The 12,570-nt window shown below is 65.8% G+C and carries 14 protein-coding genes and 1 tRNA gene; 4 read left to right on the top strand and 11 right to left on the bottom strand.

Annotated features, from left to right (window positions below; genetic code table 11):
* Window positions 1–53: 53 nt before the first annotated feature.
* From WEB52_05815 to WEB52_05770, 10 genes are all read right to left on the bottom strand, one after another.
* Window positions 54–542: a hypothetical protein gene (locus WEB52_05815; GenBank protein MEX2225949.1), complete on the bottom strand. Its 489-nt coding sequence runs from the start codon at window positions 540–542 to the stop codon at window positions 54–56.
* A gap of 75 nt (window positions 543–617) precedes the next feature.
* A complete protein-coding gene (locus tag WEB52_05810; GenBank protein MEX2225948.1) occupies window positions 618–1,349 on the bottom strand; it encodes a site-specific integrase in 732 nt (243 codons plus the stop codon).
* Window positions 1,247–1,741 carry an N-terminal phage integrase SAM-like domain-containing protein gene (locus tag WEB52_05805; GenBank protein MEX2225947.1) on the bottom strand — a complete coding sequence of 165 codons (495 nt, stop codon included), beginning with the start codon at window positions 1,739–1,741 and terminating at the stop codon, window positions 1,247–1,249. Before WEB52_05805 ends, WEB52_05810 begins: the two co-directional genes overlap by 103 nt.
* Window positions 1,742–1,878: 137 nt before the next feature.
* Window positions 1,879–1,954: transfer RNA gene (locus WEB52_05800), tRNA-Trp, on the bottom strand.
* A gap of 68 nt (window positions 1,955–2,022) precedes the next feature.
* Complete coding sequence (locus WEB52_05795; protein ID MEX2225946.1) at window positions 2,023–2,766, bottom strand: glycerophosphodiester phosphodiesterase family protein; 744 nt, start codon at window positions 2,764–2,766, stop codon at window positions 2,023–2,025.
* Window positions 2,763–4,073 (bottom strand): hypothetical protein, encoded by a 1,311-nt coding sequence (locus WEB52_05790; protein MEX2225945.1) that lies wholly within the window; start codon window positions 4,071–4,073, stop codon window positions 2,763–2,765. Before WEB52_05790 ends, WEB52_05795 begins: the two co-directional genes overlap by 4 nt.
* Window positions 4,070–4,348 carry a DUF1232 domain-containing protein gene (locus WEB52_05785; protein MEX2225944.1) on the bottom strand — a complete coding sequence of 93 codons (279 nt, stop codon included), beginning with the start codon at window positions 4,346–4,348 and terminating at the stop codon, window positions 4,070–4,072. The genes WEB52_05790 and WEB52_05785 overlap by 4 nt, the downstream gene beginning before the upstream one ends.
* Before the next feature lie 129 nt (window positions 4,349–4,477).
* Window positions 4,478–5,419 carry a phosphatase PAP2 family protein gene (locus tag WEB52_05780; GenBank protein MEX2225943.1) on the bottom strand — a complete coding sequence of 314 codons (942 nt, stop codon included), beginning with the start codon at window positions 5,417–5,419 and terminating at the stop codon, window positions 4,478–4,480.
* A gap of 321 nt (window positions 5,420–5,740) precedes the next feature.
* Window positions 5,741–7,255 carry a GMC family oxidoreductase N-terminal domain-containing protein gene (locus WEB52_05775; GenBank protein ID MEX2225942.1) on the bottom strand — a complete coding sequence of 505 codons (1,515 nt, stop codon included), beginning with the start codon at window positions 7,253–7,255 and terminating at the stop codon, window positions 5,741–5,743.
* Window positions 7,256–7,307: 52 nt separating this feature from the next.
* Complete coding sequence (locus WEB52_05770) at window positions 7,308–7,934, bottom strand: hypothetical protein (GenBank protein ID MEX2225941.1); 627 nt, start codon at window positions 7,932–7,934, stop codon at window positions 7,308–7,310.
* A gap of 404 nt (window positions 7,935–8,338) precedes the next feature.
* On the opposite strand from WEB52_05770, the gene WEB52_05765 reads away from it, so the two are divergent.
* A complete protein-coding gene (locus tag WEB52_05765; protein MEX2225940.1) occupies window positions 8,339–9,076 on the top strand; it encodes an RIO1 family regulatory kinase/ATPase in 738 nt (245 codons plus the stop codon).
* Between the two features lie 74 nt (window positions 9,077–9,150).
* Here the strand turns inward: WEB52_05765 and WEB52_05760 are convergent, their stop codons facing one another.
* A complete protein-coding gene (locus WEB52_05760) occupies window positions 9,151–9,846 on the bottom strand; it encodes an alpha/beta fold hydrolase (protein MEX2225939.1) in 696 nt (231 codons plus the stop codon).
* A 288-nt stretch (window positions 9,847–10,134) separates the two neighbouring features.
* Here WEB52_05760 and WEB52_05755 point away from each other — a divergent pair, with 288 nt between their 5' ends.
* From WEB52_05755 to WEB52_05745, 3 genes are all read left to right on the top strand, one after another.
* Window positions 10,135–10,812 (top strand): DUF5995 family protein, encoded by a 678-nt coding sequence (locus WEB52_05755; protein ID MEX2225938.1) that lies wholly within the window; start codon window positions 10,135–10,137, stop codon window positions 10,810–10,812.
* Window positions 10,813–10,970: 158 nt separating this feature from the next.
* On the top strand, window positions 10,971–12,221 hold the full coding sequence (locus WEB52_05750) for a hypothetical protein (GenBank protein ID MEX2225937.1): 1,251 nt from the start codon (window positions 10,971–10,973) through the stop codon (window positions 12,219–12,221).
* On the top strand, window positions 12,196–12,543 hold the full coding sequence (locus WEB52_05745) for a hypothetical protein (protein MEX2225936.1): 348 nt from the start codon (window positions 12,196–12,198) through the stop codon (window positions 12,541–12,543). Before WEB52_05750 ends, WEB52_05745 begins: the two co-directional genes overlap by 26 nt.
* Window positions 12,544–12,570: the final 27 nt, after the last annotated feature.

The raw sequence follows: 12,570 nt of genomic DNA, 5'->3' as shown, positions 1-12,570 counted from the left end.
ATAGGGCGATGCCGCGCTAACGAACAATCGGAGGAAGAGCAGTCGGCGAGAGCTCAGCTCGCTAGTGGAAGCTGCGCGTCGGGCGGATCTTGACAACGCCCTGCATCGATGATGCGCTCGATTAGTGCGTGGAACTCGACGAACGAGTCGTACTCCGTCTTCACCTGGCCCCATGCTTCCACCAGCCACCTCCGTCGAAGAGCGATGACGATTTCTTCTTCCCAAATCGCCCACGTCCGGCCGTCGATGATGTTCTTACGGAACAAGTAGTACTCCTCCGAGCACAGGTTGAGGTAACGAATGGCAAGCGCGAGGAGTCGATCGCGCTCCGAGTCAGGCTGCGAAGCGAGGCTGAACGTCTGTGGCTCACGTCGGGCCGCCATTGGTATCTCATCCAGGATCTGGATGTACCGTCCGGTGTACTCGGCGAAGGTCGTGAGCCACAGCTGCTTGCGAATGCCCGAGAGCGTGACGACGAGCGCAGCCGCCGCTATCACGACCGCAACAAGCTGGGCGAGGCCAGCCATGGCATCGAGTGACATCACGAACCTCCTGCGAGGCATGTGTCGCCGTGAAGCGGATTGGGCGAGATCGGCTAAACCCTTAGGTGCGGTGTCCTAGGATCGCAGGATCTCCTCCATGGCGTCGGCCGCCTGCTTGTGCATCGCGGAGGTGACATGGCTGTAGAGATCAAGCGTGATTGCGATCGTGCTGTGGCCGAGCATCTCGGAGACGATCTTCGGGTGCATGCCTTGCTCGAGCAGCAACGTGGCGGCGGTGTGGCGCAGGTCGTGGAAGCGGATCGGCTCAATACCAGCTCGCTCGAGAAGGCGGCGAAACGAGCGGTTGAGGAGATTGCTCGCCGAGACCGGGGTGCCGATCTCACTGCAGAACACGAGCTCGTTGTCCTCCCACGCCGAGCCAACAGCAAGGCGCTCCTCGTGCTGGCGGACGCGATGCTGGCGGAGCGCCTCGACGGCAGCGGGCGTGAGGTGTACCTGCCGCCGTGACGTCCGCGTCTTCGGCTCACCGATCGTCAGCGTCTTGACGCCGCGCTCCAGCGACCCGCGCACCGCCAGCGTCTGGCGCTTGAGGTCGACACTCTTCCACTGCAGGCCAAGCAACTCCCCCTGTCGCATGCCTGTCGTCAACGCGACCACGTAGAGGGCCTCGAAACGGTCGCCCTCGGCTGCCCTCAGCAGGGCGCGCGCTTCTTCGGCGGAGAGCGTGCGGAAGCTGTGGCGCTTTATCCGCGGCGCGTCGACGAGGGACGCGACGTTACGGACGACGTACCCCAGCGGACGGCATGGTTGAGAGCGCGATGAAGCACGGCGTGGACGTTGGTGCACCGACGTCGGGGAGAGTCCGCGCTTGAACAATGTGCCTGAAGGCGCTGCACGTGGCCAGGGTTGAGTTTCGAGAGGCGCGTCGCACCGAGTTCGGGGATTAGGTCGTGACGGACCACCTGCTCGTAGCGGCGGTACGTCGTCGGGCGGACGGTGTGCTCGATGCTGGTCAGCCAGCCGGCAAGGAAGGTTCTGAGTTGCGGGTCCTCCTCCGGGATGGGGATGCCCTGGTCTGCGTGAGAGAGCAGCTCCCTGAGCTTCTTGGCCACGTCCGACCTCGACCGTCCGTAGACGGTCTTGACGCGGCCGCTTGGCAGCGTCACCCGGCCCATGAACCGGCCGTCGTTCCGTTTGCTGATGCTCCCTTCGCCTCTCGCGCGCCGCGCAGTCGTCATCGTCGCCTCCCTTGGTGCGTTGATCCCAACGCCCCGAGCGAGGCGGCCATATCGCCGTACTGTGTCACTTCTGTGTCAAGTGCAGCGGTAGAGAGCAAAACGACCGGCCTCGCCAGCCGGTCGTAGATTCGAAATCGTGGCACGGGTGGAGGGACTCGAACCCCCGACCGGCGGTTTTGGAGACCGCTGCTCTCCCAACTGAGCTACACCCGTGCGCACAGCCAGTATAAATGAACGACGCTCGGCCGAGAAAATGGACCGCCGGCGCCGCCCGCAAGGCGCTATCGGCGCGCGGATGCGCGGTCCTCGATGACGCTGCGCACGAGGTCGGGGAAGTTGCTGCAGATGCTGTCGACGCCGGCCGCGACCATCTTCTGCATGTCGGCTTCGTCATCGACGGTCCACACCATGAAGGTGAGGCCGCGCTTCTGCCCCTGCGACACGAGGTCGCGCGTCGCCCACGAATGGTAGACGCTGACGCCCTGCGCATTCAGCGACAACGCGAAGCCGAAGAAGTCTTGCCAGTCGACGACGCGGCGGCCATCGGTCAGGAGTGCTGCCGCCATGCGCGGTTCGACGGCGCGCATCTCCTGCACGACCTGCGGCCAGAACGAGTGTACTTCGCAATCGGCGACGGCGCCCGCATCGCGCACCACGTCTGCGACGCGTCCTTCGATGTCGCGCTGCTTGATCTCGATCTGCAGCAGTGCGTTGCCCTTCGTCAGCGCAAGCGTTTCAGCGAGCGTGGGAATTACGGCGCCCTGGAACTGCGGCACGAACTGGCGCGCACCGGCATCGAGCGCACGTGCGACGTCGAACGACATCTCGTGGATGTTGCCGGCGCCGTCGGTCGTGCGCTCGACGGTTTCATCGTGGATCAGCACGGGCACGCCGTCGGCGGTGCAGTGGACGTCGATCTCGATGGCGTCGGCGCCGAGCCGCAGCGCCGCTTCGATGCCGGCGAGCGTGTTCTCCGGCGCGTGACCTTTGCAGGCGGCGTGCGACGTGACGAGCGGCAGCCTCATCGGGCCTCCCTTCGATGCGGGACCATGGCAAGCAGCGCATCGGCGAGGGCGGGGCCGGCGCGCCGTCCCATCGACACCGACTCCTCGTAGTTGTTGTTGCGCCCGGGCATCATCCACTCGTCTTCGGGGAGGAAGTAGCCGAGCGTGTCGTGCGTGAGTCCGAAAAACATCCGGTGCGGCGCGCCCATCGACGCGCGCAGCGGCGCCGCCAGGCGCGTCAGCACTTCGCCGGGCGTTGCGAATGCTTCGACGCGATCGCCGATGCTCACGTAGCCGCAGTGCGTGCGAAGGAACGCCTGGCCGTCGCGATGCGTCTTTGGGCGTTCGGACATGCCTTCGAGCGCGGCGACGAGTTGCGCGAGGTCGCGGCGGCCCGCCGTGTGCAGCGCGAGTTGCGTCGCGCGCAGGCCGCCGGCCTTGGCGAGCGCCGCGATCGCGAAGCCGGAGCGGTCGATCGCGGACTGCACGCGCTGCGACAGCCGCTCGAAGTTCAGCGGCACCTCCAGCGCGTCGGAGCGCACGTACACTGCGCCATTGACGGGATCTGGCGTCTGTAGTGACGCGATCGATGCGCGCGCGACCGCTTCGCCGAGGCGTTCGGCAGCGTCAAAACTGCCTGCATCCAGCGGATTGACGTCGCCGATGGCGCCGTTGACGTAGATCGCGACGCCGCCTGCCTCACGCTCGACCGCGTCGACGGCGTAGCCGCACCAGTCTCGCGAGACCTCGGTGTTCGCGGATCCGGTCGCCGTCGGATGCGCGGCGAAGTTCACGAGCGTGGAGATCGGCGCGCCTTCGAGCGACGTAAAGCGCACGCTCGTCAGCGTGTCGTCGGTCTCCGGCCAGGCGCGGCGGTTTTTCGTAACGCCGGCGAGATGCGTGGTGGCGGCGCTGGCCGACGCGGACGCGAGCGCGTGGTGCGCCTCCCAGATCGCGCTGCCCGCTCGATGAGCAATGTGCGTACGGTACGAGTCGCCGATGCCGCCCCAGAGCCCCTGCGTATCGGGGCTGGCGTGGCTGTGCGTGCAGGCGAGGAGGATGTGACCGGGCGGCAATCCGGTGAGCCGCGCCGCGTCATCGCGGATCGATGAGAGCAGCGGGCCGCTGGCGCCGACCAAGTCGAGCGCGGCGAGCACGAACGCCGTCGTGCCGTCGCTGATGGCGATCGCGCGGCACTGCGGCTCGTCGTGTACGGCGGTGGCGCGGCGCTCGCGGTACGCACCGAAGCCGCCGAGCCACACGCCTTCGCGCAGATCGTCGGGGCGCGGCCCGATCGATACGCGCGCGGCGCCCGCCAGCAGGGTCATTCGAGCGCGCCCAGATGATACTCGAGCACGTGGCGTGGCGTGAGCGCGACGAAGAGCGTCATGCCGGCGGCGACGATCACGAGATCGTCGATCTGGCCGAGGAGCGGGATGCGGTCCGGGATGACATCGAACGGCAGCGCGACGTACGCGACGACGAGCGGCAGCACGGCCTTCGCGAAGACCGGCACATCGGGATCGCGGAACGTGCGCCAGATGAGCGAGATTTTGCCCCCTATGGAGAGCGCCATGACGCGGCGGCTGAGGTTGCGTTTCATCGAGGCGATTATAGGAATGTGGGGAACCGTCGGGCCAGCCGATGAGCCTGCGACGCTTGCCAAAGCACGCGCCAGAAGGGGCGCATCACCGATGCGCCCCCTCCTTGAGTCGAGTTCCTCGTGTGCGGTTTACGCCGCGCACACCTCGCGAGCGGCGAAGGCGGCGTTCGGAGCCAGCCACTGCGAAGCCGGCAGCTCGATGGGCTGGTGCGCTCGCGTCGCGCGCGCCTGGCGAGCGACGAAACGCTTTGCGACGCTGAGGTGACCGGCGACCCACCACGATGCCACGATCACTAGGCCGCCGAGCGCCATGTCGATGAACAGGTGGTTGGCGCTGGCCACGATCGCCCACGTCATCAGCACCGTCAGGCTAACGGCGACCGTGCGGGCGAAGGGATTGCGCGTCGTCGTCCAGATCGCCGCCGATGCCAGCGCGATCCATCCGAAGTGGAAGCTCGGGATGGCGGCGTACTCGTTGGTGATCAGCGAAGGCTGCGCGTAGGAGACGCTGGTCTCGGCGCCGAACACCGTGTCGGTGAAGCCCATGTCGTAGCCGTGCAGCTCCATGAGGCGGGGCGGCGCCGCCGGGAAGGCGTAGTAGACGAACAGCCCGATGACCATCGACGTGAACATCACGTTGCGGAGGAAGACGAAGCGGCTGCGGTCGCGGAACCAGAGCCAGATGGCGACCATGGCCAGCACCGGGAAGTGCAGGTACGCGTAGGTGAAGTTCGCCAGCTCCTGGACCCAGTGGTTCTGCAAGGACCAGTCCTGTATCTGCGGCTCCCAGAAGGTGTACGTCGCCTTCTCGACGGCCACCAGGTCGTTGGTCAGCGCGACGGACTCGTCGAGCCGGGTCGGGGCGAGGCCGCGGAGCACGAAGTAGACGCCGATGACGCCGAGCACGATGGTCAGGTCGCGTGCGAAGGCGGGCGCCCATGCCAGCGATCGCCGCGCGTTGGCGGCGGTGCCGCGAACGTCGCTTGCGGCGCCGCGCGCCAGGGCGATTGCCCGCTCGAGCCGCTGGCTGCCGATTCCCCTGTGTTGTGCTGTCGTCGTGAACGTTGCCATCCGTCTGTCCCCTGATGTCGTATCTGTCTTGAATCTGACGACAGTTTCCTTCAAATACGGTCGCGCCGAATCCGGCGATAGTGGTCACTGTGGCGCCCGCTTTAGGGTGACGCGGGCCTCCTACTAACGACGGATGCGGGGCGGGATGATCGACGGTCAGCGGCCAGCGGTCAGCCGTCAGAAGTCAGAGATACAAGGTCGGAGGCCGGAGGTGAGAGAGGGTTCGAGGTTCCAGGTTCGAGGTTCCAAGGTCGACGTTCGACGTTCGAGGTCGGCGGAAGCGCGTCGCAGGGGCTTAACGGACGGCTCGCGCGCCCGCGGTCAGATCGCGCCGGTGCGGAGCCATTCGCCGGCGCGTTCGCCGATCATGATCGACGTGAGGTGGATGTTCGCGCGCGGGCACTTCGGCATGACGGAGGCGTCCGCGACGAACAGGCCGTCGAAGCCGCGCACGCGCAGGTGCTGGTCGACGACGCCCATCGGGTCAGCGGCCGGCGCCATTTTCGCGGTGCAACTGGGGTGGAAGCCGCTGGCGGCGACCTTCCGGCAGAAGGCGCCGAGCGTCTCGTCGTCGGCGATGGCGTCGTCGTTCGGCGAGAGCCGGCCGGCGTTGAGGCGCGCGAACGCGTCGTTCGAAGACACTTCGATGCCCATGCGCACGCCTTCGACGAGACGTCGCACGTCGTCGGGGTGCTCGCAGAAGCGATTTTCGATGCGGGGCGCGGCGTGCGGGTCCGCGGACGTGAGCGAAAGGCGTCCGATCGACTTCTGACGCTCGATCACGCTGCCGATCGAGTACACGACGCGGCCTTCGCCGGCCGAGACGGCCGATGCGGGCATGAGCTGCATGTCGTTGCGTTCCTCGCCCAGGCTCGACGTGTAGCGATACGTCACCTGCACGAGCGGGTCGTCGGGATTGAGCAGGCCTTCGTGCGCCAGAAACGTGACGCCGAGCATCGGGTGGTCGTCGAGGTTGGCGCCGACGCCCGGAAGATCGGCGAGCACGTCGATGCCAAGCTCGCGCAGGTGCGCCTCCGGTCCGATGCCCGAGCGCATCAGGATGGCGGGTGTCCCGATCGCCCCGGAGGCGATCACGATGCGGTCGCCTTCGACGACCTGGGTGGCGCCGCCTGACTCGACTTCGACGCCCGACGCGCGCGCGCCGTCGAAGACGATGCGGTGCGTCAGGCAATCGCCGCGCACCGTCAGGTTGAGGCGATGTCGCGCCGGCTCCAGGTAGCAGATCGCGACGCTCATCCGGAGGCGGCCCTGCTTGTTCATCGGATGCGGCGCGAGGCCGGTGGAGTCGGGGTCGTTATTGTCCTTCGTCTCCGGATAGCCAAGGTCCCGCATGGCCGTCACGAACGCCGACTGCACGGGCGTGAGTTCATCTTCGCGATAGCGGCGGATGGGGATCGGGCCGCTTTTGCCGTGGAAGTCGCCGTCGAAGTCCTGATCGTGTTCGAGACGGCGGAAGCAGGGGAGCACCTTCTGCCACGACCATTCGTCGTTGCCGAGCCGCGCCCACTCGTCGTAGTCCTCCGGCACGCCGCGCAACGCGATCGCCGTGTTCACCGCCGACGAACCGCCGACGACGCGCCCGCGCGGAAACGCGGTCAGCCGGCCGGCGAGGTTCGACTCCGCCCGGTAGTGCCAATCGTGGTCGGTGTACGAGTTGTTGTTTCCGTTGCGCAGATCGTCGGGCATCTGTGCGGTGGTCGCGTAGTAGGGGCCCGCTTCGAGGAGGAGGACGTTGATGCGGGGATCTTCGGACACGCGAGCGGCGATGGTCGCGCCCGCGGCACCGGCGCCGATGACGATGAGGTCGTACTTCATGAGTTCTACGTTATAAGCCGTCAGTTGTTAGTAGTAGGGCTGTTCGGTGCTCCTATTCGCCCGCGGTCCCGGCGACGGCGCCGTTGCCGTTGCCGATGAGGATCTGATAGTTGTGCGCGTTCACGACGTCCACCGCGGCGCGATCGAGCTGGCGGTTGACGAGACGGCGTATCGGCGCGGACATGAATCCCGGCACGCTGCCGATCTCCATGTCGTCGATGCGGGGGCGGGCGCTGTCGTCCGTGAATTCGACGGTGCCCTTCAGGCGCACCTTCGTGTCGAAGCCGAGGATTGAGACGGTGCCCGTGCCGACGCCGTACCCCTCGTCGAGGCAGACGCGGATGTCATCGATCGGGATGTGCTTGCCTTCGACGTATTCATTCGCCCGCGACGAGATCTCGCTCTCTGTGAACGCAACGAAGCGCGCCGGGTCGACGGTCTGTCCGGCGTTCACCATATCGAGCGTGGTCTGGAACTCGTTCCACTTCTGCTGAAATGACGCCGCCTGCGCATCGTCGACGACGAGCGGACCGCCACGCGGCTCGCATGGTTCGGGACCGCCCGTCGTCGCCAGCAACAGCGACAGCGCCGAGAAGGCGAGCACGATCACGAGCAGCGTCGTCAACGCGCCGAACAGCAGGCCGAGGATCGAGCCGGTGATCAGGCGGATCAGGCACATGCGGCGTCTCGCGCGGGCGTTACGTCGGCTGCGGCTCGCTCCATCGCAGGCAGCGTACAGGTTCGGCGTCGCTGTCTACAGGCGTTCGCCGGTTGACAGCCGCCGCGAGTGAGCCGTACGCTCTCAGCGATCAGGCCACGCCCGTGGCCGCTTCCGAAGGAGGTGCGACAGATGCAAGACAAGGTCTTCACCATCGTTTCGTCGCGCCCGCGGAAGGATCACTCGTAACGTCGCTTTAGCACGCTGAAGCACGCTCGTAGGGGTCGCATTCGCGGCCCTGACTCATTTTTCCGCGCGACACATCTGCACGCTTCACTACGCATCGAGGAGGTGCTCCATGCATGAACACGTCAACACGCCGCACGCCGTCACATCGACCACCAGCGTCATTCGACGGAGCATGAATGGGACAGAACCGAGAAGCTGAACAGATGGAGGCGCTCGAAGCCTTCATCGACGACGCCACCATCGACGAGGTGGTGGGCACTATAAAGAGCGGCAAGGAGGCCACGGTCTACTGCTGCTACTCGACGCGCCACGACGGCCTGGTGGCGGCGAAGGTGTACCGCTCGCACAACGTGCGGCAGTTCGCCAACGACGCGTCGTACACGGGCGGGCGGCTGCGGCGGCATAACCGCTACGAACGCGCGATCGCGCAGAAGTCACGCGCGGGACGCCAGTTCGCGTTCTCGGCGTGGGTCAACGCGGAGTACGAGACGCTCGAAACGCTGCATCGAGCGGGCGGCGACGTGCCGCGGCCGATCGCGCGGTCGGAGAGCATCATCATCATGGAGTACATCGGCGATGAAGACGCGCCGGCGCCGATGCTCAGCAGCGTGGACTTCGACGACGTGACCGCCCGCGAGGCGTTCGGCCAGATCATGCGCAACGTCGAGCTGGCGCTCTCGCACGACCGGATCCACGGCGACCTTTCGCCGCACAACGTGCTGTATCACGAAGGGCGCGTGTGCGTGATCGACTTTCCGCAGGCCGTCGACCCGCGGTTCAATCCGAACGCGCTGGAGTTGCTCGGCCGGGACATCGAGAACGTGTGCCGCTTTGCCGAGCGTCACCGCGTGACGGTCGACGCTGGCCGGATCACGCGGGAGCTGTGGGGGCGGTTTCTGCGCGCCGAGCTGTGATCTCGAGGGGTGACGTACGGGGCGGACACTGTGGCCGCCCCGTACGCGTTCGTGCCGAAGGGTGTGATCGTTTCCTACTGGAAGACGCCGGTGCAGGTGCCGTCGACGCCGGAGAGCACGAGCGCGAAGACGCCGGCATCCTGCGTCAGGTTCGTGTGGCTGACGCCGCTGATCTGCTTGAAGCAGGCGCCGCCATCGAGCCGCGAGGATGACGTCGGCACGAGCCCGTCGCTGGTGCTGTAGATCGTCGTGTAGAGCGGCGAACCGGGCGTGTCGTCGCCGGAGTTCAGCGCGCCCAGGAACGAACTCCAGGGGCACATCTGGCCTCCGCTGTTCGTAAACAGGAAGCATGCCAGCGCCAGCCCGTAGTGCGGGCTGCCGAGCGATACGTACTGCGCGACGCTCGATGTGCCGCCGAGGTTCTTGAGGTAGTAGCGCGTCGAAAGGCCGCCCATGCTGTGGGCGACAAGGTCGACCTGCGTCGCGCCCGTCTGCGCTTTCACGTTATTGACGAGCGTCCTGATCGCCGACGCGTTCGTGACGTTGTTCTGGCCGGGGAGTGTCAGGCTGAACGCCTGGCGGCCGTTGGCTTCGAAGCGAGACTTCAGCGTCGCCATGGAACTGGCCGAGCCGTTCCAGCCGTGTACCAGGATGACGGGGTTGATCTCCGCCGCCTCGGACGTTGATCCGCCGGAATTGCCGCCGGTGAGGGCGGCGCCGAGCATGAGTGCGAAGAGGGCGACCAGCCCCAGGATGAGGGTCTTCTTCACGCAATTCTCCTTCACTGCGCGGGGGATGTCAGTTTCGCATGCGACCGGCACGAACGATGGCGCGAACATACTCCCGGGCAGGTACGTCGTCAAGCAATAAGTGGTAAGGCAGAACGTTTTGGTAGGCGAAGACTGGGAGACGGACGAAAGCCCCGCACCGTGGTACGAGGCTCCGTCACACAGGCAGAGGAAGGAGGTAGCCGGATGACCGCCCCTGCACAGCGGTCCGCCGCTACCTGATCAATCGGCCGTGGGCACCGGATCTGTTGCCCCGTTTTCGAAGCTGAAATGGCCACTTCTGACCCCGATCCACGCATCATCCGGCTTCGCCCGAAGCGGGTCGCGGCGCGCCTCACGAACCTCTCGGAAATGGTCGATGCGCTCGACGACCGGGCGAGCGCCCTTCACTGCGGCCGCGATCGGCGCAAGGGCTTCGCCGAGTGTTACGCGCGTCACGCCGAACTGGTCGAGGCGCTGCGCCGCGCCGGCGTGTTCGGCAGCGCGGCAGGCTGGATCGAGCGGCTGATGCTCGAGCAAGCGAGTCAATACTTCCGCGCCCTCGACGCGTGGGACGGCGCGGACTTTTCGTTGACGCCGGCGCCATGGCGGGCCGTCTACGCCCGTGCACGCTACGAAGACATCCCGGACGACGAGCTTTCGCGGCTGAGCGCCGTGGTGCACACGGCCTACGATCTGCCGCTGGCGCTCGCGCGCTGCCCCTTCGAAGAGAGCGACGCGACGGAAGCGCACGCGGCGTTCGAACGCCTGCCGGCGCTGGTGATCTCCGAAACGGCGCCGCGCGGGTCGGCGCTTCCCTGGCGGCGACGCCCACTTACGAGCGACATCAGCCTGCGCGCGCGGGCCTGGGAAGACGGCATGCGCCTGCTGGATGTCGGCGACGCAGAGAATCTCCGAGCGGCGTTTATCCGCATGGAGACGCGCGTATTGCTGCGGGTGGCGGGATAAAGCAGTCAGCCTTCAGCGGTCAGCTTTCTGCCGTCTGCCATAACGACCGCTTTAATGCAGCGAGTCATGCGGTCCTAGTTTTGCGACGAAGGCAGGCGTTCATTCGCATCGAGAGGCGCATCGGTTAACCTTCGGGCTCGTTGGCGCGTTCTACCAGCATGCTTCTCCGGGTCTGGCTCTGCGAACTCCTGATCGCCGTGGCGTTCATCGCCGGCGGTTCGGCGCACGTCGCGCAGGCCGGCGAGGCTATCGGGGCGGTGACGGGCGTCATCTACTGGGACCGTAACGCCGATGGCGATCAGGACGCGGATGAGCCAGGCATTCCGACGAATCCCACGTTGTCATCACCGGACGGCGGAGTCCCGTCACTTGTAGGTGACCAGTACGAGGACGGAAGCTACCTCATGGAGGCGGCGCCAGGCACGTACCGCCTGAGTCCGGGCATAGCGACGAGCTTCGAGCACTGCGCCGGCGCGCCTCTGCCGAGTTACAACCCGTTCGGGTTCCGCGACTGCGTCGGCGCTGACTATCCGATCACGAGCGAACCCTTCACCGAGCCGTTCGACCTCGAAGCCGGCGCGACGATCGAGATCCACGTTCCGGTGACGACGCGCGATGAGATGATCTTGCTCGGGCGCGCGCTCACCGATAGCGGCAACGCGCCGGCGGGCAGCGTGATCACGGCGGTGCACAACGGGACCGAGTGCGGCACGGTCACAATCACCGAAGCGGACTCACCAAGCGGCGGGCCGGGAGACTTCGTGCTGCGCGCGCTCGGCGCGGACCAGCGCACCGGGTGCTACGAGCCCGGCGATAATGTGTTCTTCGAACTGGATGGCGTCGAATCGGGCGAGGGGTGGTCGTATCAGCGGTTTTCTCCCGTGCCGACGCTGAACGGCGAGTTTGGACGCGAGGGCATCGTCACCGCCGACATCTCGTTCCTCCAGGAGCACGCGTGGTTCTGGGCGGACGATCGCTTCGCGCCGAACGGTTCGATGATCGCGCCTGGCACGCCGGTTCGCGCCGTCTTCCCGGGTGGCGTCGTCTGCGGCGAGACGCAGATCGGCGACAAGTTGTCGCTTGCGGGCGAAGTGTCAGGCTTCGGCCGGCTGCTCATCCGTTCGGCGAACCTTCAGCCCGGCTGCGGCACGCACGGCGCAGCGTTCCACGCGAAACTAGACGACGAACGGGTAAAGATGAAGCCGACTCAGAGAGATCACGATGACTTTCGCGTCGTGGTGCAGGGTGACCTCAATGTCTCTCAAAGCCTGATCGGTCAGGCAGGTCGATTCTTCCACAAGGTCCTAGCAAAGGGTGATCTCCAGGGGAAAGAAATTGACCTCCCTCAGCTCAAAGCATGCGTTACCGATTACCCTGAATCTTGTGAGTATCAAGCTCGATGGGGATGACAGCGCTCCGCGCATATTCGAAAGTCTCAACAATACCGGGATGGCTCTCACTGCTTCGGACCTAGTCCGGAATCACATCTTCATGAGTATTCCCAACGAGAAGGAACAGAATGCCGCCTACCAGGCACATTGGATGCCGATGCAGTCACGTATGGAAGAACCGGATGGCAGATCATCGCTAACCGACTTCTTCTGGCGCTTCATCATGATGGACGGAAGTCTTCCTCGCTATGACGAAGTATTCGAAGGAGTTCGGGACTACATCGACAAACAGAAGAAGGCCGGTTTGACCTGCCCCCGAAAACTGATCCAGTCTAAATGAGCGTCCTCCGGGATAATGCAGTCCCAG

The sequence above is a fragment of the Dehalococcoidia bacterium genome (genome assembly GCA_040902535.1).
Taxonomy (GTDB): Bacteria; Chloroflexota; Dehalococcoidia; order DSTF01; family JACRBR01; genus JBBDXD01.
Note: the sequence above shows the minus strand (reverse complement) of the source record. Positions and strands in the feature narration are given on the sequence as shown.

Excerpts from the sequence above, each read along its gene's own strand:
- WEB52_05755 (MEX2225938.1), top strand. The coding sequence starts at position 10,135 with ATGGCCACTTCTGACCCCGATCCACGCATCATCCGGCTTCGCCCGAAG.
- WEB52_05780 (MEX2225943.1), bottom strand. The coding sequence starts at position 5,419 with ATGGCAACGTTCACGACGACAGCACAACACAGGGGAATCGGCAGCCAG.
- WEB52_05775 (MEX2225942.1), bottom strand. The coding sequence starts at position 7,255 with ATGAAGTACGACCTCATCGTCATCGGCGCCGGTGCCGCGGGCGCGACC.
- WEB52_05750 (MEX2225937.1), top strand. The coding sequence starts at position 10,971 with ATGCTTCTCCGGGTCTGGCTCTGCGAACTCCTGATCGCCGTGGCGTTC.
- WEB52_05770 (MEX2225941.1), bottom strand. The coding sequence starts at position 7,934 with ATGTGCCTGATCCGCCTGATCACCGGCTCGATCCTCGGCCTGCTGTTC.
- WEB52_05785 (MEX2225944.1), bottom strand. The coding sequence starts at position 4,348 with ATGAAACGCAACCTCAGCCGCCGCGTCATGGCGCTCTCCATAGGGGGC.
- WEB52_05795 (MEX2225946.1), bottom strand. The coding sequence starts at position 2,766 with ATGAGGCTGCCGCTCGTCACGTCGCACGCCGCCTGCAAAGGTCACGCG.
- WEB52_05790 (MEX2225945.1), bottom strand. The coding sequence starts at position 4,073 with ATGACCCTGCTGGCGGGCGCCGCGCGCGTATCGATCGGGCCGCGCCCC.
- WEB52_05765 (MEX2225940.1), top strand. The coding sequence starts at position 8,339 with ATGGGACAGAACCGAGAAGCTGAACAGATGGAGGCGCTCGAAGCCTTC.
- WEB52_05805 (MEX2225947.1), bottom strand. The coding sequence starts at position 1,741 with ATGACGACTGCGCGGCGCGCGAGAGGCGAAGGGAGCATCAGCAAACGG.
- WEB52_05815 (MEX2225949.1), bottom strand. The coding sequence starts at position 542 with ATGTCACTCGATGCCATGGCTGGCCTCGCCCAGCTTGTTGCGGTCGTG.